Here is a 21,423-nt window from a genome sequence, read left to right as displayed (position 1 = left end):
CCATCGGCCACGCCAACATCACGAATAAAAAACGGCGCCCTCGGCGCCGTTTTTGCGTGGATCGCTGAAAACGCTCAGCTCAGGTTTTCCAGGCGGATCTTGGTCACCGTGCCCACCACGCTGTTCAATGCTTCCATCTTTTCGATGGCGGCCGTGACGTTCTTCTCCTGCGTCTGGTGCGTCAGCATGATGATGTCCGTATGCGTCTCGCCCTCGGCCGGCTCTTTTTGCAGCATGGCGTCGATCGAGATGCTGCGTTCGGCCAGGATGCGCGTCAGGTCGGCCAGCACGCCCGGCTGGTCGGCCACGTGCATGCGCAGGTAGTAGCTGGTGGTGATTTCCGACATCGGCAAAATCGCGATATCGGTCATCGCGTTCGGCTGGAAGGCCAGGTGCGGCACGCGGTGTTCCGGGTCGGCCGTGGCCAGGCGCGTGATGTCGACCAGGTCGGCGATCACCGACGAGGCAGTCGGCTCGGCGCCCGCGCCACGGCCCGAGTACAGGCTGGCGCCGACGGCGTCGCCATGCACCAGCACCGCGTTCATGGCGCCTTCCACGTTGGCGATCAAGCGCTTGGCCGGGATCAGGGTCGGATGCACGCGCAGCTCGATGCCTTCCACGCCGTTGACGGTGGCGCGCTTGGTAATGCCCAGCAGCTTGATGCGGTAGCCCAGCTGCTCGGCATAGCGGATGTCGACGGCATTGAGGTTGCTGATGCCTTCCACGTAGGCCTTGTCGAACTGCACCGGGATACCGAAGGCGATGGCCGACATGATGGTGGCCTTGTGCGCGGCATCGACGCCCTCGATGTCGAAGGTGGGGTCGGCTTCCGCGTAGCCGAGTTCCTGCGCCTGTTTCAGCACGGTGGCGAAATCGAGGCCCTTGTCGCGCATCTCGGACAAAATGAAATTGGTGGTGCCGTTGATGATGCCGGCGATCCATTCGATGCGGTTGGCCGTCAAGCCTTCGCGCAGCGCCTTGATGATGGGGATGCCGCCGGCGACCGCCGCTTCGAAGGCCACCATGACGCCCTTGTCCTGGGCGGCGGCGAAGATTTCGTTGCCGTGCACGGCCAGCAGGGCCTTGTTGGCCGTGACCACGTGCTTGCCGTTGGCAATCGCCTGCATCACCAGGGTTTTCGACAGGTCGTAGCCGCCGATCAGTTCGACGACGATATCGATCTCGGGATCGTTGACGATCAGGTAGGGGTCACTAACGACCTTGCAGCCGCCGGCGACCAGCGCTTCGGCGCGCGCCACGTCGCGCACGGCGACGGCGACGACTTCAATGCCGCGGCCCGCGCGGCGCTTGATTTCTTCCTGGTTGCGTTTCAGGACGCTGAACGTGCCGTAACCGACATTGCCCAGGCCCAGCAGGCCGATCTTGATGGATTTCATAGTTGTGCTTGACTGCTCATAAGTGGCGCCCCCCTTTGGCGGCGCCAGGTTGATCGGTATGGTTGATCGAGATTGCTGCTGGCCGGTTCAGCCCCGGCCGTGACGTTTGCGGTAACCTTCGAGGAAGCGCGCAATGCGCCCCATGGCCTCGGTCAGGTCATCGGAGTTGGGCAGGAAGACGACGCGGAAATGGTCGGGCGCGATCCAGTTGAAGCCCGTGCCCTGCACGATCAGGACCTTGGCTTCGGCCAGTAATTCATAGGCAAACTGCTGGTCGTCGGCGATCGGATAGATCTCCGGGTCCAGGCGCGGGAACATGTACAGCGCGGCCTTCGGCTTGACACAGGTGACGCCCGGGATATCGGTCAGCAGCTTGTGCGCCAGGTCGCGCTGTTTCAACAGGCGCCCGCCGGGCCCCACCAGGTCTTGTATGCTCTGGTAGCCGCCAAGCGCCGTCTGGATGGCAAACTGCCCCGGCGCGTTGGCGCATAGCCGCATCGAGGCCAGCATGTTGAGACCCTCGATGTAATCTTTTGCGTGGCGCTTTTCGCCCGAGACCACCATCCAGCCGGAGCGGTAGCCGCAGGAGCGGTAATTCTTCGACAGGCCGTTCATGGTGATGAACAACACGTCGTCGGCCAGCGAGGCGATCGACACGTGCTCGGCTTCGTCGTACAGCACCTTGTCGTAGATCTCGTCGGCGAAAATGATCAATTGGTGCTGGCGCGCCAGGTCGACGATCTGCTGCAGCACGGAAACCGGGTACAAGGCGCCCGTGGGATTGTTCGGGTTGATGACGACGATGGCTTTGGTTTGCGGCGTGATCTTGCGGCGCATGTCCTCGATATCGGGATACCACTCGTTCTGCTCGTCGCACACATAATGCACGGGATTGCCGCCCGACAGGCTGACGGCGGCCGTCCACAGCGGATAGTCAGGCGCCGGCACCAGCACTTCGTCACCACTGTTGAGCAGGGCGTTCATCGACATGACGATCAGTTCCGAGGCGCCGTTGCCCAGGTAGATGTCATCGATGGTCACGCCGGCGATATTCTTGCCTTGCGTGTAATGCATGACGGCCTTGCGTGGCGCGAACATGCCTTTCGAATCCGTGTAGCCGGCCGCATTCTGCAGATTGAGCATCATGTCGCGCACGATTTCATCGGGCGGATCGAAGCCGAATACGGCCAGATTGCCGATATTGAGCTTGGTGATCTTGTGGCCTTCTTCTTCCATTTGCCTGGATTTTTCCAGGACCGGGCCGCGGATGTCATAGCAGACGTCCGCCAATTTATTCGATTTCTGAATCGGTCGCAAAATAAATCCCTGTCGTGATGCGGCGCGGCCGGCCTACGCTTGCAGCATGAAAGCCGCGCCAGAACTGTGAACTCGTGAGACTGCAATGCGAAAACAACCATTCTCGCCGAAAGCAGGCCATTTTATCAAATTAAACATGGCAAATTGCAGCATTTCGCGCCGTTTATGCCACGCCATCCGGCACGCGCGTGCTTTTTTCCACCGGAAGCTCTTCATCTTCTCTTAATCTTTGCCTACTACTATGGCAAGCGCCGCCTGCCATAGTTACTCCAAAGAATTACCCATAGATTGCAAATTGGAAAGGATGTTGCTTTTCAGTCGCTCTTTTCTGTCACTTATGGCATGCTTGCGCCCTTGGCGCGCAGCGCGCATCCGCACGGCGCGCACACCGATCAACCGACACGAACAGCCCCGACATCGCCATGAAACTGCATGCCAGCAGCACCCAACAATACCAAACCGTCACAGGCTACGATGAAAATGGCGTGGAGATCAATGCCCAGCCATACAACTACAGCCTGATTGTCATGCCGGAAATGCCACCACGGGCGTGGGATGTCGGCAGTTTCGAGCAGCTGAGCGAGGCACATTTCGCGCAAATCCTGGCCGATGCGCCCGACGTGGTCATCCTCGGTACGGGCGAGCGCCAGCGTTTCGTGCATCCGAAGCTGACGGCCGCGCTGACCATGCGCCGCATCGGCGTCGAGTGCATGGATAGCCAGGCAGCCTGCCGCACCTACAATATCCTGATGGGCGAAGGCCGCAAAGTCACCCTGGCCCTGATTCTGGCTCCCGGCGCAGGCAGCGCTGCATGAAAATCAATGTCAACGAACTGCACAGCTCGAGGCTGCTGATGTGGTCCCTGCTGGGCATCTTCATCGTCGTCACCCTGTATGCGTTGGGCGTGCGTACCCTGGTGCCGCCCGACGAGGGCCGCTATGCCGAGATGGCGCGCGAAATGTTCGTCACGGGCGACTGGATTACCACCCGCCTGAACGGCATCAAATACTTTGAAAAGCCGCCACTGCAAACGTGGATGAATGCGCTGACCTTCGCCGCCTTCGGCCTGGGCGAATGGCAGGCACGCCTGTGGACTGGCCTGTGCGGCATCATCGGCGTGTGCATGACGGCATTTGCGGGCAAGAAAGTGTTCGGTCCGCGCGTGGGCTTGTATGCTGGTCTGGTACTGGCGTCGAGCCTGTTCTGGCTGGCTTCCGGCCAGATCAATTCGCTCGACATGGGCCTGTCGGGCATGATGACCCTGACCCTGGCCAGCCTGCTGGTGGCCCAGCGCGACGACGCCACCGCGCGTGAGCGCCGCAACTGGATGCTGGTATGCTGGGCTGGCATGGCGCTGGCCGTGCTGGCCAAGGGCTTGATCGGCATCGTCTTGCCGGGCGCCGTGCTGGTGCTGTATTCGCTGTGCGCGCGCGACTGGCGCATCTGGACGCGTCTGCATCTGGTCAAGGGCTTGCTGGTGTTCTTTGCCATCGCCACACCGTGGTTCGTGCTGGTTGCCCTGCGCAATCCGGAGCAGCCGCATTTCTTCTTCATCCACGAGCATTTCCAGCGCTTCCTGATGAAGGGGCACAAGCGCGAAGGCGCCTGGTACTACTTCCTGGTCCTGCTCATTCCAGGCATCCTGCCATGGATAGGCGTGCTGCCGCAAAGCCTGGCCGCCGCCTTCAAGCGCCAGGAGGGTGCCTTCCAGCCCCGCTTGATGCTGCTGGTCTGGGCCGTCTTCATTTTCTTCTTCTTCAGCTATTCGACCTCGAAGCTGCCTGGCTATATCGTGCCCATCTTCCCGGCGCTGGCCCTGCTGGTGGCGCTGTACCTGGAATCGGCGTCGCGCCGCCAGCGCCTGTTCGCCGCCGGCCTGCTGTGCGTGCTGGGCGCGGCCATCCTTGTCGGCGGACCGATCGCCTTCGGCAAGGCCAGCGCGCGCGACGCGGAAGCCTTGATCGCGCTCAAGGGCTACCAGCCATGGCTGATGGCGGCCGGCTTCTTCGCCCTGGCCGGCGGCGCCCTGGCCTTGCTGCATGCGCGCCAGTTGCGCCGCGACATGACCGTGCTGACGATCGCTGGCGCCGGCTTCCTGGCCACGCACTGCATCCTGGCCGGCTCGGAACTGTATGGCCAGAACCGCGCAGGCACCGACATGCTGCCGCAGATCCAGGCCGAACTGACGGCCGATACCAAGCTCTATTCCGTCGGCATTTATGAACAGTCGCTCACGTATTACCTGCAGCGGCCAGTGATCCTCGTCGATTACTGGGATGAATTCACGTTTGGCCTGAAACAGCAGCCCGAACTGTCCATCCCGACCATCGAACCGTTCATCACGCAGTGGACGAACGATGCCAACGCCGGCGTGCACGACATGGCCATTATCAGCCTGGACCGTTACAAGAGCTTGCAACAACGTGGCGTGCCCATGCGTGTTATTGCCGAGGACGCGCGCCGCATGGTGATTGCCAACAAATAAATGTTTAAAGGAGTGCGAGCCAGTGCGGCTCGCACTCCCGGCCAGCTTGCCGCACCCCATACCAGCATGATTTTTCACCGCTGAACCGACTGTGCCGCCATACTGACGATATAAAATAGCTATGCCTGCCGGCGGACGTTGACCGCATTGGCAGCCTCGGCGACGACGCCCCTGACAAAATACAGAACCAAGAACCGCACCCCATGACCTCTACCCTGCCCTTTTTGCCTTTTTCCAAACCCACCATCGATGAAGCAACCATCGCCGCCGTCGGCGAGGTGCTGCGCTCGGGCTGGATTACCAGCGGCCCGAAAGTGCAAGCCTTCGAAGCCCAGCTGTCCGAGTATTTCGGCGGGCGCCCCGTGCGCACCTTCAATTCGGGTACCTGTACCATGGAAATCGCGCTGCGCATCGCCGGCATCGGCCCTGGCGACGAAGTCATCACGACGCCCGTGTCGTGGGTAGCGACGGCCAACGTCATCATCGAAGTGGGCGCCACGCCCGTGTTTGCCGATATCGACCCCGTCACCCGGAATATCGACCTCGACAAGCTGGAAGCGGCCATCACCCCGCGTACGAAAGCCATCATCCCCGTCTACCTGTCGGGCCTGCCTGTCGACATGGACCGCCTGTACGCGATTGCTGAAAAGTACAATTTAAGGGTCGTGGAAGATGCGGCGCAAGCGTTCGGCTCCACCTGGAAGGGCAAGCGCATCGGCGCGTTTGGCGACTTCGTCTCGTTCAGCTTCCAGGCGAACAAGAACATCACCACGGGCGAAGGCGGCTGCCTCGTCCTCAACAACCTGGAAGAAGCCAGGCTGGCCGAGAAATACCGGCTGCAAGGCGTCACGCGCAGCGGCGTCGACGGCATCGATGTCGATGTTCTGGGCGGCAAATACAATATGAGCGACATCATGGCTGCCATCGGGCTGGGCCAGTTTGCCAACATCGAGGCCATCACGGCCCACCGCCGCGCACTGGCACGCCACTACTTCGCGCAATTCGGCAGCGACTTCGAAGCGGCGAGCGGCGCCCAGCTGCCCGTGCAGGATTTCGACAACAGCAACTGGCATTTGTTCCAGATCATCCTGCCCGACAACGGCCCCGGTACGCGCGCCGCGTTCATGCAGCAAATGGCGCAGCAAAACGTGGGAACGGGCTATCATTACGCACCGATCCACTTGTTTACCATGTATCGCGAACGCGGCTTTACCGAGGGCATGTTCCCCGTCTCGGAAAAGATCGGCCGCCTGACCGTGACCTTGCCAATGTTCTACGCCATGACGACACAGGACGTGGAGCGGGCCGTCGCCACCGTCAAATCCATCCTCATCAAGTGAGCAGCGCGCCGATGAAACCTGAACTGTCCATTATCATTCCAATCTACAACGAGCAGGATGGCCTGGCCAGCCTGTTCGCCCGCCTGTATCCGGCCCTTGATGCCTTGCAGACGAGCTACGAAATCATTTTCGTCAACGATGGCAGCCGCGACAATTCGGTGGCCATCCTGGCGGAACAGTTCCGCCAGCGCCCCGACGTTACGCGCGTGATCTTGTTCAATGGCAATTATGGCCAGCACATGGCCATCCTGGCCGGTTTTGAAGCGTCGCGCGGGCAGATCATGATCACGCTCGACGCCGACCTGCAGAACCCGCCTGAAGAAATCGGCAACCTGGTGGCCAAGATGCGCGAAGGCTACGATTACGTGGGCTCGATCCGGCGCAAGCGGCAAGACTCCGCCTGGCGCACACTGGCGTCGAAAATGATGAACCGCCTGCGTGAAAAGATCACGAATATCAAAATTACCGATCAGGGCAACATGCTGCGCGCGTATGGCCGCAATGTGATCGACCTGGTCAACCAGTGTGCCGAAGTCAACACCTTCGTGCCCGCCCTGGCCTACACGTTTGCCCGCAAGCCTACGGAAATTACCGTCGAGCATGAAGAACGTGCTGCCGGCGAATCGAAATACTCGCTGTACAGCCTGATCCGCCTCAATTTCGACCTGGTCACGGGCTTTTCGCTGATACCCCTGCAAATCTTTTCCATGCTGGGCATGGCGATGTCGCTGGGCTCGGCATTGCTGGTGATCTTCCTGCTGGTCCGCCGCTTCCTGCTGGGCGCAGAGGCCGAAGGCGTGTTTACCCTGTTCGCCATCGCCTTCTTCTTCATGGGTGTGATCCTGTTCGGCATCGGCCTGGTGGGCGAATACGTGGGGCGCATCTTCCAGCAAGTGCGTGCCCGTCCCCGCTATGTGGTGCAAACCATCTTGCAGGACGGCATGACCCAGGCGGAAGCCGAGGCGCCATCGTATGTGCGCCTGGAAAAGCGCCAGGTGGGCCGCTGATGGGCGCCCCACGCGCCGTCGTCTTCGGCTACCACAATGTGGGCGTGCGCTGCATCAAGGTGCTGCTGGCCGGTGGCGTCGATATCGCCCTGGTCGTCACACATGAAGACAGCCCCACGGAAAACCTGTGGTTCGAATCGGTCGCCAGCCTGTGCCAAGCCGAAGGCATCCCCTGCATCACACCAGGCGATGCATGCGCGCCGGAACTGCTGGCGCAGGTGCAGGCCGCAAAACCGGACATGCTGTTCAGCTTTTACTACCGTCACATGTTGCCCGCCAGCATCTTGGAAGTCGCTCCCGCCTACAATATGCACGGCTCGCTGCTGCCGCAGTTCCGCGGCCGCGCCCCCGTCAACTGGGCCGTGCTGCATGGCGCCACGGAAACGGGCGCCACCCTGCATGAAATGACGGTCAAGCCGGACGCCGGCGCCATCGTGGCGCAAACGGCCGTGCCCATCCTGCCCGACGATACGGCGTTTGAAGTGTTTGGCAAGGTCACCGTGGCGGCGGAACAAACCCTGTGGGGCGTGCTGCCGGCCTTGCTGGACGGCACGGCGCCACGCCAGCTCAACGATTTGCGCCAGGGCGCTTATTTTGGCGGGCGCAAGCCGGAAGACGGCCGCATCGACTGGAAGTTACCCGCGCAACAGGTATACAACCTGCACCGGGCCGTCGCGCCGCCCTATCCCGGTGCATTTACCGAAGTCAACAATGTCATTTACACCATTGAACAAGCCCGTTTGAGCAAGCATTCGGCAGGAAGTTTGCCACCGGGCTTGGCGGTAGTGGATAATTGCATCTTTGGCGTCTGCGGAGACGGTCGCATGCTGGCCATTTCCGCGCTGAGGGCTGCCGGGGAGCCAATTTCGGCTCAGCAATTGCAAGCAAGTCTGACCGCCCGCGTCAGCACACACTGATATCACTCAAGAGAATCTCACATGAAAAAAGTCCTCATCTTAGGCGTCAACGGCTTCATCGGCCACCATCTGTCCAAGCGCATCCTCGAAACCACCGACTGGCATGTCTACGGCATGGACATGAACACGGACCGCATCACGGACTTGCTGGAAGATGACAACTACAAGTCGCGCATGCACTTCTTTGAAGGTGATATCACGATCAACAAGGAATGGGTCGAGTACCACGTCAAGAAATGCGATGTGATTCTGCCGCTGGTGGCCATCGCCACGCCGTCGACCTATGTCAAGCAACCACTGCGCGTCTTCGAACTGGACTTCGAAGCCAACCTGCCTATCGTGCGCTCGGCCGCCAAGTACGGCAAGCACCTGGTGTTCCCGTCGACCTCGGAAGTGTATGGCATGTGCCATGACGAGGAATTCGACCCTGAAAACTCGGAACTGATCTGCGGCCCGATCAACAAGCCGCGCTGGATCTACTCGAATGCCAAGCAGCTGATGGACCGCGTGATCTGGGGCTACGGCATGGAAGGCTTGAACTTCACCCTGTTCCGTCCATTCAACTGGATCGGCGCAGGCCTCGATTCGATCCACACGCCAAAAGAAGGTTCCTCGCGCGTGGTAACGCAATTCTTCGGCCACATCGTGCGCGGCGAGAACATCTCGCTGGTCGACGGCGGCGCGCAAAAACGCGCGTTCACCTACATCGACGACGGCATCGATGCACTGATCCGTATCATTGCCAACAAGAATGGCATCGCCAGCGGCAAGATTTACAACATTGGCAATCCGACCAATAACTATTCGATCCGCGACCTGGCCGGCATGATGCTGACCCTGGCCGCCGAGTACCCGGAATACGCCGAAGGCGCGAAACACGTGAAAATCGTGGAAACGACCTCGGGCGCCTACTACGGTGCCGGTTACCAGGACGTGCAAAACCGCGTGCCGAAAATCACGAACACCTGCGAAGAGCTGGGCTGGGCGCCGACCACCACCATGGCCGATTCCCTGCGCAATATTTTCGACGCCTACCGCAGCCAGGTAGCCCAAGCCAAAGCCTTGATGGATTAATGTTGAGCAAGCCGTTCCTGACCCTGAAAATCGACGTCGATACCTATCGCGGCACCCGTGAAGGCATGGGCAATCTGGTGCGCATGTTGGCCGCGCACCAGGCCAAGGCTACCTTTCTGTTTTCGCTGGGCCCCGACCATACGGGCTGGGCCCTGCGGCGCGCCTTGCGGCCTGGCTTTTTCAGCAAGGTGTCGCGCACTTCGGTGGTCGAGCACTACGGCTTGAAAACATTGATGTACGGCACCTTGCTGCCGGGACCCGATATCGGCAAGCTATGCGCGGCGCAATTGCGCGCCGTGCGCGATGCCGGCTTCGAGTGCGGCATTCACACCTGGGATCACACCCTGTGGCAAGACAACGTGGCCAAGCGCAATGCCGCATGGACCATCAACATGATGCGCAAGGCCGCCAACCGCTACGAACAGGTATTTGGCGTGGCGCCGCACACACACGGCGCGGCCGGCTGGCAAATGAATGTCAGCGCCTTTGTCGAGCACGACACGGCCGGCTACCGCTTTGCCTCCGATGGCCGCGCCATGCTCGACGCGCGCGGCGCCATGGTGCATCCGACGAACGGCCCGCATCGCGTGCGCAATGGCAACACCATCCTGCAATGCGTGCAATTGCCCACCACCCTGCCCACCCTGGACGAGTTGCTGGGCTGCGAAATCGACGGCAAGCTGATCACGACCGGCAATGTTGCCGCGCATATATTGTCGCTGACGCAGGAGAATCCCCGCGACCACGTGTATACCTTGCATGCGGAACTTGAAGGACAGAAACTCGCCCCCATTTTCGAACAACTGCTGACGGGCTGGAAAGCCCAGGGCTACCAGTTTGCAGCGATGGGCGATTATTATGAAAAGATACAAGATAGCGACTTGCCCGTTTGCCCCATCACCTGGGATGAGTTGCCCGGGCGTTCGGGACGCCTGATTGTGCAGGGCAAAGCGGCCTGAATGCTGTATTGTTGCACCTGGATGCGTTGCCAGATTAAAAAACAGCGCTGATGATCACCGTTCAGGAGAGAACCTGTGGCTGATAGCCAATCCCTCGTTAGCATACCCGACTTTAGCGCCGCCATGACCAGCGGCAAGACCTTTCAGTTGCTGGGCCGTCCAGCCAAGGCCACGGTGCTGTTTTTCTATCCGAAGGACAATACCCCCGGCTGTACCACTGAAAACATCGCCTTCCGTGACGCCTACCCGCAATTTGTCGCCGCCGGCGTGGAAATCTACGGCATCAGCCGCGATTCGCTGCGCTCGCACGAAAGCTTCAAAGCCAAGCTGGAACTGCCATTCGAGCTCATTTCCGACCCGGACGAAGCCGTTTGCCTGCTGTTTAACGTCATGAAGATGAAACAGATGTATGGCAAGACGGTCCGTGGCGTCGAACGCAGCACGTTTGTGATTGACGCTGAGGGCCGATTGGTGAAAGAATGGAGAGGCGTGAAGGTCGCAACTCACGTGGAAGAAGTGCTGGAATTCGTGGCGCGTCTGAAGTGATCATCTGTTCTGATCGAATGCGCGTTGTCGGCATCCAGCCAGCTTAGTTCGAAATTAGCTCAACCGCAGTTCAGTTCACGGTACCTATCGCCATTTTGAGTCAACGAAGCGCCTCCACCCACTCCGCCAGGCGGGCCTGTAGCCCGCCGATGGCGTCCATGACCGGCCATGTTGCCGGCCTTCCGGCAGTCTCTCGTCCTGTAGTATTGTTGTCCTCCCCGCATCCACCCCATGAGAAGTGCCGCCAGAAGCTGGCTGCCCATGGGCGATTCATTCCAGAAATTTTTTGATTGAGATCCTGATGCCACTGCCAAAATTACCGAGCAAGCCAGCCACCATCCTGGCCACACAAGATTACCCAACCGCAGGCGCAGCGCGCCCGGCCACCAAAACCCCGGCAGCCAAGAAAGTGGCTGCACCTGTTATTGAAGCGGCGATCGCCGAAGTTGCCAAGCCGGTCCGCAATGCGGCCACGAAGATCAAGCAAGTGGCGGCCCTGATGGTCGCCAAGCCGGCGCCAGCACCTGCGCCGGTTGCGGCCGCACCTGCAATCGTTGCCGCGCCTGCGGCAAAAGCCGCGCCGGCGGCGAAAGGCAAGGTCACGCCGATCAAGTCCGTCAAGCAGGCCGAGCAGCCGCATCCGGCCAAGCACAAGCCTGTCGAAGTACAGCTCAAGTCGTCCGCCAGCCGCGCCGCCGACCAGCGCGGCATCAGCAAGCTGTTCGTGCTCGACACCAACGTGCTGATGCACGACCCATCGTCGCTGTTCCGCTTCGAAGAACACGATGTGTACCTGCCGATGATGACCCTGGAAGAGCTGGACAACCACAAAAAGGGCATGACGGAAGTGGCGCGCAATGCCCGCCAGGTCTCGCGTACCCTCGATGCCCTGATCAGCAACACGGATGACGACGCCATCGAACACGGTATCCTGCTGTCCAAGCTGGGCAACAAGGATGCCAAGGGCCGCTTGTTCTTCCAGACGCGTTTGCAAAGCGCGGACTTGCCAGCTGGCTTGCCAGTGGGCAAGGCCGACAACCAGATCCTCGCCGTCGTGCGTTCGCTGGAATCGGAGCAGGAAGGCCGCCCCGTGGTGCTGGTGTCGAAAGACATTAACATGCGCATCAAGGCGCGCGCCCTGGGCTTGCCGGCCGAAGATTACTTCAACGACCATGTGCTGGAAGACACGGACTTGCTGTACTCGGGCATCGTGCAGCTGCCGGATGACTTCTGGAACAAGCATGGCAAGGACATGGAATCGTGGCAGGAAAGCAAGAACGGCTACAGCTCGACGTTCTACCGCGTGACGGGTCCCTTCATTCCATCGCTGCTGGTCAACCAGTTCATCTACCTGGAACCGAAAAACGGCGAAACGCCGTTCTACGGCCAGGTGAAACAGATCAACGGCAAGACGGCCGTGCTGCAAACCCTGCGCGACTTCAGCCACACGAAGAACAATGTGTGGGGCGTGACGGCACGCAACCGCGAGCAGAACTTTGCCCTGAACTTGCTGATGAATCCGGAATGCGACTTCGTCACCCTGCTGGGCCAGGCCGGTACCGGCAAGACCCTGCTGGCCCTGGCCGCCGGCCTGGCGCAAGTACTGGAAACCAAGCTCTACAACGAAATCATCGTCACCCGCGTGACGGTGCCCGTCGGCGAAGACATCGGTTTCCTGCCAGGCACGGAAGAAGAAAAGATGTCGCCATGGATGGGCGCCTTCGACGACAACCTGGAAGTGCTGAACAAGTCCGACTCGGATGGCGGCGAATGGGGCCGTGCGGCAACGCAAGACCTGATCCGCTCGCGCATCAAGATCAAGTCGCTCAACTTCATGCGCGGCCGCACTTTCGTCAACAAATTCCTGATCATCGATGAAGCACAGAACTTGACGCCGAAACAGGTCAAGACCCTGGTCACGCGCGCCGGTCCCGGCACGAAGATCCTGTGCCTGGGCAACATCGCCCAGATCGACACGCCGTACCTGACGGAAGGCTCCAGCGGCCTGACCTACGTGGTCGACCGCTTCAAGGGCTGGACCCACAGCGGCCACGTCACCCTGGCCCGCGGCGAGCGTTCGCGCCTGGCGGACCACGCCAGCGAAGTGCTGTAAGTTATAGCGGGCGGCGCAAGCTGCCCCAGTCATTCAAAGCCCCGGCTGCAGCGATGCAGGCGGGGCTTTTTTCATGTGCGCGACTTTTCCCTGCGACATGTTCTAATACCGCTCTCTTTCTTCCTGGACACCTAACCCGATGCATCCCGCCTTCCAACTGCTGCTTTGCCTTATCCTTTTCATGCTCATCCACATTTCCGTCATGGCCGTGTGCGCTCGCGCATGTGGCATCACCGTGCGCAGCATCAGCTACGGCGTGGGGCCCACCTTGCTGAGCTGGCGGAAAGTCCACATCAAGCTGCTGCCGCTGGCCGGCAATGTGGCCTTGAAGGATACGCGCGAGGAAACCTTGTATGACGACGACCCTTGTCTCGATGCCTACAACTTCCAGCCGCTGTGGAAGCAGGTGCTGCTGCCATTGAGCGGCGTGGGTGTGCTGCTGGCCGTGGCGTTCGGGATACTGGGCGCACCGGGCTGGGAGCATTTTGTCGCGGCCTTCGGGCAAATCTTCCACGGTGCGCTGGCGCCGTTGTCGACGGCGCAGGAATTGCTGGGTGAAGGGGAAACGTTTGCCCGTACGCACAGCTTTGCGCTGGTATTCGCTCTGTTCTCATTGAAACTGTGCGCCTTCAACCTGCTGCCGTTCGCCGGCTTGAACGGGGGACAGGCGCTGCTGGCCATCGCACGCGGCGGACGACCTTTTGTCGCATGGGAAGAAGCGCTGACAAAGTGGATGCTGTTGCCGGGGCTGGCGATCTTGCTGGCGTGGGTAGTGGCGTTCGGCTGGTATGGCTGGAAAGCAATGGGGGCATAACTGCCGCCGCTAAACCCATGCCTGCCGTCAGCATACGCTGGCCGGCAGGCTGGACAGAAAAATACGCTTAGTTCACCCGCTTGGCCGGCATGTCCTGCCCTTCCTGGCGCAGCACCAGTTGCTCGGTCTTGCCATTGGTATCCTTGCTGAAACGCACTTCCGCATCGACTTCATTTGAAAAGAAAGCCGTCTCGCTCATGGGCAGCATGGCAAGCTTGCGGAAACCTGTCACCTGGGCAAAGAACTTGTCGCCTTCACGCGTCACTTCCAGATACACCTCGGGCGCCAGCGCGTAGCGGCCAACGTAGCCATCGAATTGCGCGTGCGTCATGGCGACCACGGCGCGGGCCGGCTTGACGGCGCTAGCCCGTTCATGCACGGACTTCGACTCGCCGCCATCGTTGAGTATCAGCTGTGCTTCTCCTTTCGGCCCCCGCTCGAACTCGGCAGTGGTGAGGGTGTTCTCAATCAAAAAACCATTGGGCGAATAGGCCAGCAGGCGCTGCGCCGGGCGTCCAGTACGCTGCAGCAGCAGATTGCCCTCGAAGTTGCGGATCGTGTAGCCAGCCTTGTCATTGATGGCATACACGCCCGCATACGCATCGAGGATGGCGGGCTTGAGCGTGATGACCTTGATCTCCGGATACGGCCGGCCCACGGCGATGGCGGCCGCCTTGCGCGCTACCACATCGGGATCGACCAGGCCCGTGTCCGAGTTTTCCAGCACGGCAACATACACTTTTTCTTTCGGCAAGCGCATCGCATACGTGGAAAAACCATTGATGCCGCCGCTATGGTGGATGACGGGGGTATTTTGCCATGTGCCCACCTTCCATCCCAGGCCGGAGCGGGTCGCCTGGCCGTCGTTCAGCTTGGCCGGCGTGAATGCCTGCTGCCAGGTGGCAGCCTTGAGCAGCTTGCCGTCCGAAATGGCCGCATCCCAGCGGGCCAGGTCGTCCACGGTGGAGACGAGCGCGCCGGCCGAATACGGCTGCGTCATGCTCAGCGGCAAGTTCGGCACAAACGTCTCGCCCGAACGGATATGCCCGGCTGCGCGCTTGACGGGCTGGCGCTCGTGGCCTTCATAAGCCGTGTCCTTCATGCCCAGCGGCACGAAGATCTGCTGTTCCACAAACGTGGCATAGGGCTGGCCCGATGACTTTTCGATGATGGCGCCCAGCAGGAAATAGCCGGAGCTGCTGTAACTCCACCGCGTGCCCGGTTCAAAGTCGGGTGGATCGTTCTTGAAAAAATCGATCATCTGCGCCACGCTCAAGTCTTTCGTGCTGTTGGGCACAAATTCTGGCTTCCTCGTGTAGTCATGGATGCCGGACGTGTGCGCGAGCAGCTGCTCGATCGTGATTTTCTTGCCATGCGTCGGGTAATCGGGGAGGAATTTCGTGATGTCATCGGTGATAGCCAGCTTGCCCTGGTCGGCCAGCAGCAGAATGGCGACGGCCGTGAACTGCTTGGAAATGGAACCCAGGCGCAGCGACATGTCGGGCGTCAGCGGCTGGCCATCCCGCACGCTGGCCAGGCCATACGCCTTGCGCAGCAAGGGCTGGCCATCCTTGACGACGATGACGACGGCGCCCGGTTCGCCGGACTTGTAATACGGTGCGATGCTGGCATCGATATGCGCGGCCAATGCTTGCTGCCGCTGGCTCAGTGGAGCAGGCTGGTCGGCCCAGGTGTTCGGTGCTTGCAACAGGATCAGGGTGGCGAGGCAGATGCTGGAAACTTTAAACATGGAGACCGCTTTCAAAAGAAGGAGGAACAAGCATGGCCAGGCCCCTGGCGGCGGCTATCGGGCGGACGCGTTTGCCTTAGAAAATATTTCCAATTAGCTCACTTAGCCTAGCAGACACGTCAGGAGAGAATCTCTCCTTTTGTCACAATGGGAATTTCATGGCTGCTTGACACCATGACTTTCTGCACACCTGTCGTAAGCTCGAAGCAATGCAGAAAGGCAAGCGGCCAAGGAGCTTGCATTTTTTCATTCGACACCCGCGGCAAGCACTTGGCCATGTGGGCAATCCGTCGCTGCCAGCGTCACGCATAGCCCAGAAATGTGTTCGCCGTGCCTGGCACGTGCGCCCGGGACTGCTGCCACTGCGGCGGCGCCGAAGTGGACACTGTGCCGAACTGCAGTTGGCCGGGCCACAAGCAGCATACGCGCTGGTTGCGTAACAGCGATATAAACAGCGCGACATTGAAACAGCAACAGGCAATGACATAAGCCGAAGCGCTGAAATTCACACATACACTTATAGATGAAATATTCATTCATGAAATGAATAATGGCCATTATCATTTTGAATTGGCCGGGAGCGCAACGGCGGCCTATACTCAAGCCGTCTCCCCTACATTGTTTCCCATGCTCACCCTGCTCAGCCCGCATACATCGCGGGCTTTTTGTTCCCGGCATTTGCCACGCTGTCTTTCCTCCCTTATCGATCACCGGGCGCGCCTTTCCACGCAGGCCCAGCCACGAACAGGGAGCACGGCATGATCGTGCGCGAGCGTCCATCGGCGCTGCGCTTGTTTCTGGTGGTGCGCGGCTCTGTCCTGCCCCGCATCCGCACTACCCTCATCGTCAACACCCTGATTGCCACCATTGTCACCTGGTGCCACGGTACCCTGTTCGATCACAAGGTCATCCTCACCACCATCCCGTTTACCCTGATCGGCTTGCCGCTGGCCATCTTCCTTGGCTTTCGCAATACGGCCGCCTACGACCGTTACTGGGAAGCACGCAAGCTATGGGGCGAACTGGTATTGCGCAGCCGTAATTTCTCGCGCCAGTGCCAGACCATGATACGCAGCGATACGCCAGCCCACGCCAAACTGGGTCTCCAAGATGTGCGCGTGCGCATGATTTACCGCACCATCGCCTTTTGCCACGCCCTGCGCCACCAGCTGCGCGACACGCGTGGACCGGCCGACTTGCAGCCGCTGCTGCGTCCAGCAGAATGGGAGGCGGCCTGCAAGGCGGCGAACCCGTCCGACTACCTGATGTTGCAGATGGGCCACGACCTTGCCGACTGCATCCGGCAGGGGCGTATCGACACCATCCTCGCCACGCAGATCGATAACACGGTCTCGGCCATGGTAGCGGCGGGCGCCTCGTGCGAACGCATCCGCAGCACGCCGATTCCCTTCTCGTATTCGCTGCTGCTGCACCGCACGGCTTATCTGTACTGTTTCCTGCTGCCGTTCGGCCTGGTCGACTCGCTGGGCTTCATGACGCCCTTCGTCGTCGCCATCGTCGCCTATACCTTCTTTGGCCTCGATGCCCTGGGCGACGAGATCGAGGAACCGTTCGGCGAAGATGCCAACGACCTGCCCCTGTCGGCCATGTGCCGCGCCATCGAAATCAGCTTGCGCGAATCCGTGCAGGATGAGAATGTGCCGCCGCCCATGCAAGCTGTCGACTTCATGCTGAATTGATCCACACGCCAGCTTTCCCCTTGACCTTACCATCGGGGGAAGGCTTACAGTGGGTGCACTTAATCATTCAAGGAGTGCTTGCCATGTATCAGTTACAAGTTGAAAACATGAGCTGCGGCCATTGCGTCGGCTCGGTCACGAAAGCGGTGCAAGGCATCGATCCCGCCGCACAGGTGCAGATTGACCTGGCCAGCAAGCGCGTGACGGTGGAATCGCCTGCCGAACTGGGCGCCATCAGCGCCGCCATCGTGGAGGCGGGCTACCCCGTCACCAGCGCGCAGTAACAGCAGTGTCAGCAACAAGACAGCCGGCCTTCGCGCCGGCTGTCTTGTTTAACCGTCCAGTTCCGGGTAGTGACGGAAGATGCCTTCCTCATTGAATGCAATTCTGCGCTTCGACTTCAGGTAGCGGGCAATGTTCGGCCGCGCCGCCACGGCGTCGTGCAGCGCGAAGAGTGCGGCGTACCGGGGTGCCAGGCGCTCCATGGCTTGCGGAAACGCATAGTGCAGGCCAGCCAGCATCTGGAACAGCGACAGGTCGCCATAGCTGAGCCTTGCGCCCACCAGATAATGGCCACGGCTGCGATTGTTCAGCAAGACCTGGGTGAAATAATCGAGGAATTTGGGCAAACGCGTGGCGCGGAAATCGGTACTGCGCTGCAGGGCAGCCTGTTTCTGCTCGTCATAATACTGATTCATCGATAGCGGATGGTGCGTGTCGTGCACTTCTGTCAGCCAGTCGGCCATTGTCAGTTGCAACTGGTTCAGCCACAGGCGACCACTTTCCGCGCGCGGCGCCAGGCCCAGGCGCCGGCCCAGGTACAGCAGAATATTCGTGGTCTGGCCGATCAGCAAGTCGCCATCGCGCAGCACGGGCGGCGCGTAGGCGGCATGTGGCGTACTGTCGCCATCGAGGCAGGCCAGCATGGCCGGCATGCCCTGCCCCTTGCGCTCGGGCAAGCGGGCGATGTCGCGGTAGTCGGCACCCGCCTCTTCCAGGGCCAATCGGATAAATTCGCCGCGCCCCTGGATCGTCGGCCAGTAATACAGTTCATACGCCATACGCACCTCCGTTGATTTACATCAATGGCAACATGCTTTTGCTTCCGTTTCACCGACCAGCCCCAGGCTTTGCAGGATGGGGCAATCGGGCTTGTCATCGCCGTGGCACGATTGCGCCAGGTGGGCCAGGGTATCGCGCATTTCCGTCAGTTCGGCGATGCGCTTATTGAGCTCGGCGACATGGGCCAGGGCGATGCCTTTCACATCCGCGCTGGCACGCTGGTCGTTTTGCCACAGCGACAGCAGTTCGCGGATCTGTTCCAGCGAAAAACCCAAGCCCCGCCCCCTTTTAATAAACCGCAAGGCGTGCAAATCGTTCGGCGTGTAGATACGGTAGCCAGCGTCGCTGCGCGCACTGGGTTTCAATAAAGCAATGCTTTCATAGTAGCGTATCATTTTTGCCGATACACCCGTTTCGCTTGCCGCCTGGCCGATATTCATCCTTATTGCTCCTTGGTATGCGCGCTAGCTGAATGACTGCGGGCTTTCCAGCGGCGCAGCAACAGGGCATTGCTGATCACGCTGACCGAACTGAAGGCCATCGCCGCGCCCGCCACCATGGGGTTGAGCAAGCCAAAGGCGGCCAGCGGAATGCCGATCAGGTTATAAATGAATGCCCAGAACAGATTCTGCCGTATCTTGCTGTAAGTGCGGCGCGAGATATCGATGGCGTCCGCCACCAGGGCCGGATCGCCGCGCATCAGGGTAATGCCGGCCGCATGCATGGCCACATCCGTGCCCGTCGACATGGCGATGCCCACGTCGGCGGCCGCCAGCGCGGGCGCATCATTGATGCCGTCGCCTACCATGGCCACCTTGGCACCCTCGCCTTTCAGTGCCATGATTTTAGCGGTTTTATCGGCCGGCAGCATTTTCGCCGCCACCGTGTCGATGCCCAGCAGCTTGCCGACGGCGTCCGCGCTGCCTTGATTGTCCCCGGTCAACATCACCGTGCGGATGCCCAGGCTGTGCAGATGGGCAATGGCCGACTGCGCATTCGGCTTGACCTGGTCGCTGAAGGCGAACAGGCCCAGCAATTGTGTGCCCGAGGCCAGCCACGAGATCGTATTTCCCGTGTTTTCCAGGGACAAGGCCTGTGCCGCCAAAGGCGCCATGTTCACGTGCAATTCCTGCATCAGCCGGGTGCTGCCCAATTTCAATTCCAGGCCATCGACATGGGCCGCCAGGCCGCGGCCCGGCAAGGCCGACAGGGCCGTGGCAGTCAAGGGATCGATGTGGCGGGCGGCCGCGGCATCGAGCACGGCCGCAGCCAGGCTGTGTTCACTGCCGCGCTGGATGCTGGCCGCCAGTTGCAGCAGCCGTGCGTCCTCGATGCCATGCGCATGCAGGGCCGCCAGGGCTGGTTTGCCGATGGTCAAGGTGCCCGTCTTGTCGAACACGACGGTATTGACGGCGTGCGCCACTTCCAGCGCTTCCGCATCCTTGATGAGGATGCCGTAACGGGCAGCCACGCCCGTGCCGGCCATGATGGCCGTCGGCGTGGCCAGGCCCAGCGCGCATGGGCAGGCGATGACCAGCACGGCGACGGCATTGATGATGGCATTTTCCAGCTCGCCGGTCGCAAACCACCAGCCCAGCATGGTCAGCAGCGCCAGCAGCAGCACCACGGGCACAAAAATCGCGCTGACCTTGTCGACCAGATGCTGGATGGGCGCCTTGGCCGCCTGCGCGTCCTCCACCAGGCGGATGATGCGCGACAAGGTCGTCTCGCCACCCACGGCTTGTGTGCGTACCAGCAACAAACCATCGGCATTGATGGCGCCGCCCGTGACCTTGTCGCCCACGTGCTTGTCGACCGGCAAGCTTTCTCCCGTGATCAGCGACTCGTTGATCTGGCTGGCGCCTTCCACCACCACGCCATCGACGGCCACCCGTTCCCCAGGGCGGATGACGACCAGGTCGCCCACTTTCACCTGCTCCACGGGCAAGTCGATTTCGACACCGTCGCGACGCACGCGGGCCGATTCCGGACGCAAGACTTGCAAGGCGCGGATGGCCGAGGCCGTCTGGCGCTTGGCGCGGCTTTCCAGCCATTTGCCCAGCAACACCAGGGTGATGACGACGGCAGATGCTTCAAAGTACAGGTGCGGCATGATCTCGCCCGCCGTCAGCCACTGGTAGACGGACAAGCCATACGCGGCGCTCGTGCCCAGCGCCACCAGCAAATCCATATTGCCGCTGCCGGCGCGGGCCGCCTTCCAGCCCGCCTGGTAGAAGCGGGCACCGAAATAGAATTGTACGGGCGTGGCCAGGGCGAATTGCAGCCAGCCTGGCAGCATCAGATGGATGCCGGCCCATTCCAGCAGCATGGGCAGCATCAGGGGGAAAGCCAGCACGGCCGCAAACGCGACTTTCATGCCATCGCGCTTGGGCACGGCGGCAGGCGCGCTGGCCTGGTTGGCGGCGGGAACCGTGGCGGCATAGCCGGCCTTGTCGATGGCGGCGATCAGGATGCCTGCCTCCAAGCCGCCCGTCACCTTGATGCGCGCGCTTTCCGTAGCCAGGTTGACACTGGCGGCCAGCACGCCCGGCACTTTCAGCAAAGCTTTTTCCACCCTGCCCACGCATGAGGCGCAGGTCATGCCGGCGATGCCCAGGTCGATCTCGCGCTGCGCTACCGTATAGCCCGCTTTTTCCACGGCCGCTTGCAAGGTCGCCAGGGGAATCGGCGTGCTGGACGTGACCCTTGCCACTTCGGTGGCCAGATTGACGCTGGCTTCGGTCACGCCGGGCACGGCGACCAGGGCCTTTTCCACGCGGCCCACGCACGAGGCGCAACTCATGCCTTCGATGGCCAGCGCCTGTGCATGCGCGGCGGCGGGAGGGGAAGGACTGGAACTGGCGGGAGCGAGTGCGGTCTGATTCATGGCAGATCCTGTACGAAAAATTAACGAATAAGGACAGGATCTGCTATCCCATGAT

18 protein-coding genes are annotated in these 21,423 nt (G+C 60.8%); 12 read left to right on the top strand and 6 right to left on the bottom strand.

What is annotated here, in order from left to right; genetic code table 11:
* Window positions 1-74: 74 nt before the first annotated feature.
* Entirely contained in the window at window positions 75-1,397 is a 1,323-nt protein-coding gene (locus tag C8C89_RS11490) for a homoserine dehydrogenase (protein WP_101482237.1), read from the bottom strand.
* Window positions 1,398-1,484: 87 nt separating this feature from the next.
* Window positions 1,485-2,714, bottom strand: coding sequence for a pyridoxal phosphate-dependent aminotransferase (locus C8C89_RS11485; protein ID WP_071076139.1), 1,230 nt, complete (start codon window positions 2,712-2,714; stop codon window positions 1,485-1,487).
* A gap of 422 nt (window positions 2,715-3,136) precedes the next feature.
* Here C8C89_RS11485 and C8C89_RS11480 point away from each other — a divergent pair, with 422 nt between their 5' ends.
* The 10 genes from C8C89_RS11480 to C8C89_RS11435 all read left to right on the top strand — a co-directional run bounded on the left by C8C89_RS11480 (window position 3,137) and on the right by C8C89_RS11435 (window position 13,969).
* Entirely contained in the window at window positions 3,137-3,529 is a 393-nt protein-coding gene (locus tag C8C89_RS11480) for an Mth938-like domain-containing protein (protein WP_101482238.1), read from the top strand.
* Window positions 3,526-5,199 carry a glycosyltransferase family 39 protein gene (locus C8C89_RS11475; RefSeq protein WP_133989979.1) on the top strand — a complete coding sequence of 558 codons (1,674 nt, stop codon included), beginning with the start codon at window positions 3,526-3,528 and terminating at the stop codon, window positions 5,197-5,199. Before C8C89_RS11480 ends, C8C89_RS11475 begins: the two co-directional genes overlap by 4 nt.
* A 203-nt stretch (window positions 5,200-5,402) precedes the next feature.
* On the top strand, window positions 5,403-6,539 hold the full coding sequence (locus C8C89_RS11470) for a DegT/DnrJ/EryC1/StrS aminotransferase family protein (RefSeq protein ID WP_133989977.1): 1,137 nt from the start codon (window positions 5,403-5,405) through the stop codon (window positions 6,537-6,539).
* A gap of 11 nt (window positions 6,540-6,550) precedes the next feature.
* The gene (locus C8C89_RS11465) at window positions 6,551-7,546 is read left to right on the top strand and encodes a glycosyltransferase (RefSeq protein ID WP_101484665.1); all 996 of its coding nucleotides are present in this window, start codon (window positions 6,551-6,553) and stop codon (window positions 7,544-7,546) included.
* Window positions 7,546-8,463, top strand: coding sequence for a formyltransferase (locus C8C89_RS11460; RefSeq protein ID WP_133989975.1), 918 nt, complete (start codon window positions 7,546-7,548; stop codon window positions 8,461-8,463). The genes C8C89_RS11465 and C8C89_RS11460 overlap by 1 nt, the downstream gene beginning before the upstream one ends.
* A 21-nt stretch (window positions 8,464-8,484) precedes the next feature.
* A complete protein-coding gene (locus tag C8C89_RS11455) occupies window positions 8,485-9,537 on the top strand; it encodes a bifunctional UDP-4-keto-pentose/UDP-xylose synthase (protein ID WP_101482242.1) in 1,053 nt (350 codons plus the stop codon).
* A complete protein-coding gene (locus tag C8C89_RS11450; RefSeq protein ID WP_133989973.1) occupies window positions 9,537-10,496 on the top strand; it encodes a polysaccharide deacetylase family protein in 960 nt (319 codons plus the stop codon). The genes C8C89_RS11455 and C8C89_RS11450 overlap by 1 nt, the downstream gene beginning before the upstream one ends.
* Window positions 10,497-10,571: 75 nt before the next feature.
* Entirely contained in the window at window positions 10,572-11,042 is a 471-nt protein-coding gene (locus C8C89_RS11445) for a peroxiredoxin (RefSeq protein ID WP_101482244.1), read from the top strand.
* Window positions 11,043-11,343: 301 nt separating this feature from the next.
* Window positions 11,344-13,155 (top strand): PhoH family protein, encoded by a 1,812-nt coding sequence (locus C8C89_RS11440; protein WP_101482245.1) that lies wholly within the window; start codon window positions 11,344-11,346, stop codon window positions 13,153-13,155.
* A 139-nt stretch (window positions 13,156-13,294) separates the two neighbouring features.
* Window positions 13,295-13,969 (top strand): site-2 protease family protein, encoded by a 675-nt coding sequence (locus C8C89_RS11435; RefSeq protein ID WP_133989971.1) that lies wholly within the window; start codon window positions 13,295-13,297, stop codon window positions 13,967-13,969.
* A 67-nt stretch (window positions 13,970-14,036) separates the two neighbouring features.
* Here the strand turns inward: C8C89_RS11435 and C8C89_RS11430 are convergent, their stop codons facing one another.
* On the bottom strand, window positions 14,037-15,719 hold the full coding sequence (locus tag C8C89_RS11430; RefSeq protein WP_133989969.1) for a serine hydrolase: 1,683 nt from the start codon (window positions 15,717-15,719) through the stop codon (window positions 14,037-14,039).
* A gap of 758 nt (window positions 15,720-16,477) precedes the next feature.
* Between C8C89_RS11430 and C8C89_RS11425 the strand changes: the two genes are divergently transcribed.
* Together C8C89_RS11425 and C8C89_RS11420 are read left to right on the top strand one after the other, a co-directional pair.
* Window positions 16,478-17,419 (top strand): bestrophin family protein, encoded by a 942-nt coding sequence (locus C8C89_RS11425; RefSeq protein ID WP_133989967.1) that lies wholly within the window; start codon window positions 16,478-16,480, stop codon window positions 17,417-17,419.
* Between the two features lie 83 nt (window positions 17,420-17,502).
* On the top strand, window positions 17,503-17,703 hold the full coding sequence (locus C8C89_RS11420; RefSeq protein ID WP_101482250.1) for a heavy-metal-associated domain-containing protein: 201 nt from the start codon (window positions 17,503-17,505) through the stop codon (window positions 17,701-17,703).
* Between the two features lie 48 nt (window positions 17,704-17,751).
* Here the strand turns inward: C8C89_RS11420 and C8C89_RS11415 are convergent, their stop codons facing one another.
* The 3 genes from C8C89_RS11415 to C8C89_RS11405 are packed head-to-tail and all read right to left on the bottom strand — an operon-like array spanning window position 17,752 to window position 21,368.
* Window positions 17,752-18,480 (bottom strand): glutathione S-transferase, encoded by a 729-nt coding sequence (locus tag C8C89_RS11415; RefSeq protein ID WP_208327693.1) that lies wholly within the window; start codon window positions 18,478-18,480, stop codon window positions 17,752-17,754.
* Window positions 18,481-18,501: 21 nt separating this feature from the next.
* Window positions 18,502-18,921, bottom strand: a complete 420-nt coding sequence (gene cueR / locus C8C89_RS11410) for a Cu(I)-responsive transcriptional regulator (RefSeq protein ID WP_101482252.1) — start codon at window positions 18,919-18,921, stop codon at window positions 18,502-18,504.
* Window positions 18,922-18,923: 2 nt separating this feature from the next.
* On the bottom strand, window positions 18,924-21,368 hold the full coding sequence (locus C8C89_RS11405) for a heavy metal translocating P-type ATPase (RefSeq protein WP_101482253.1): 2,445 nt from the start codon (window positions 21,366-21,368) through the stop codon (window positions 18,924-18,926).
* Between the last annotated feature and the right edge of the window lie 55 nt (window positions 21,369-21,423).

The organism is Janthinobacterium sp. 75 (genome assembly GCF_004365495.1).
GTDB lineage: Bacteria > Pseudomonadota > Gammaproteobacteria > Burkholderiales > Burkholderiaceae_D > Janthinobacterium.
Note: the sequence above shows the minus strand (reverse complement) of the source record. Positions and strands in the feature narration are given on the sequence as shown.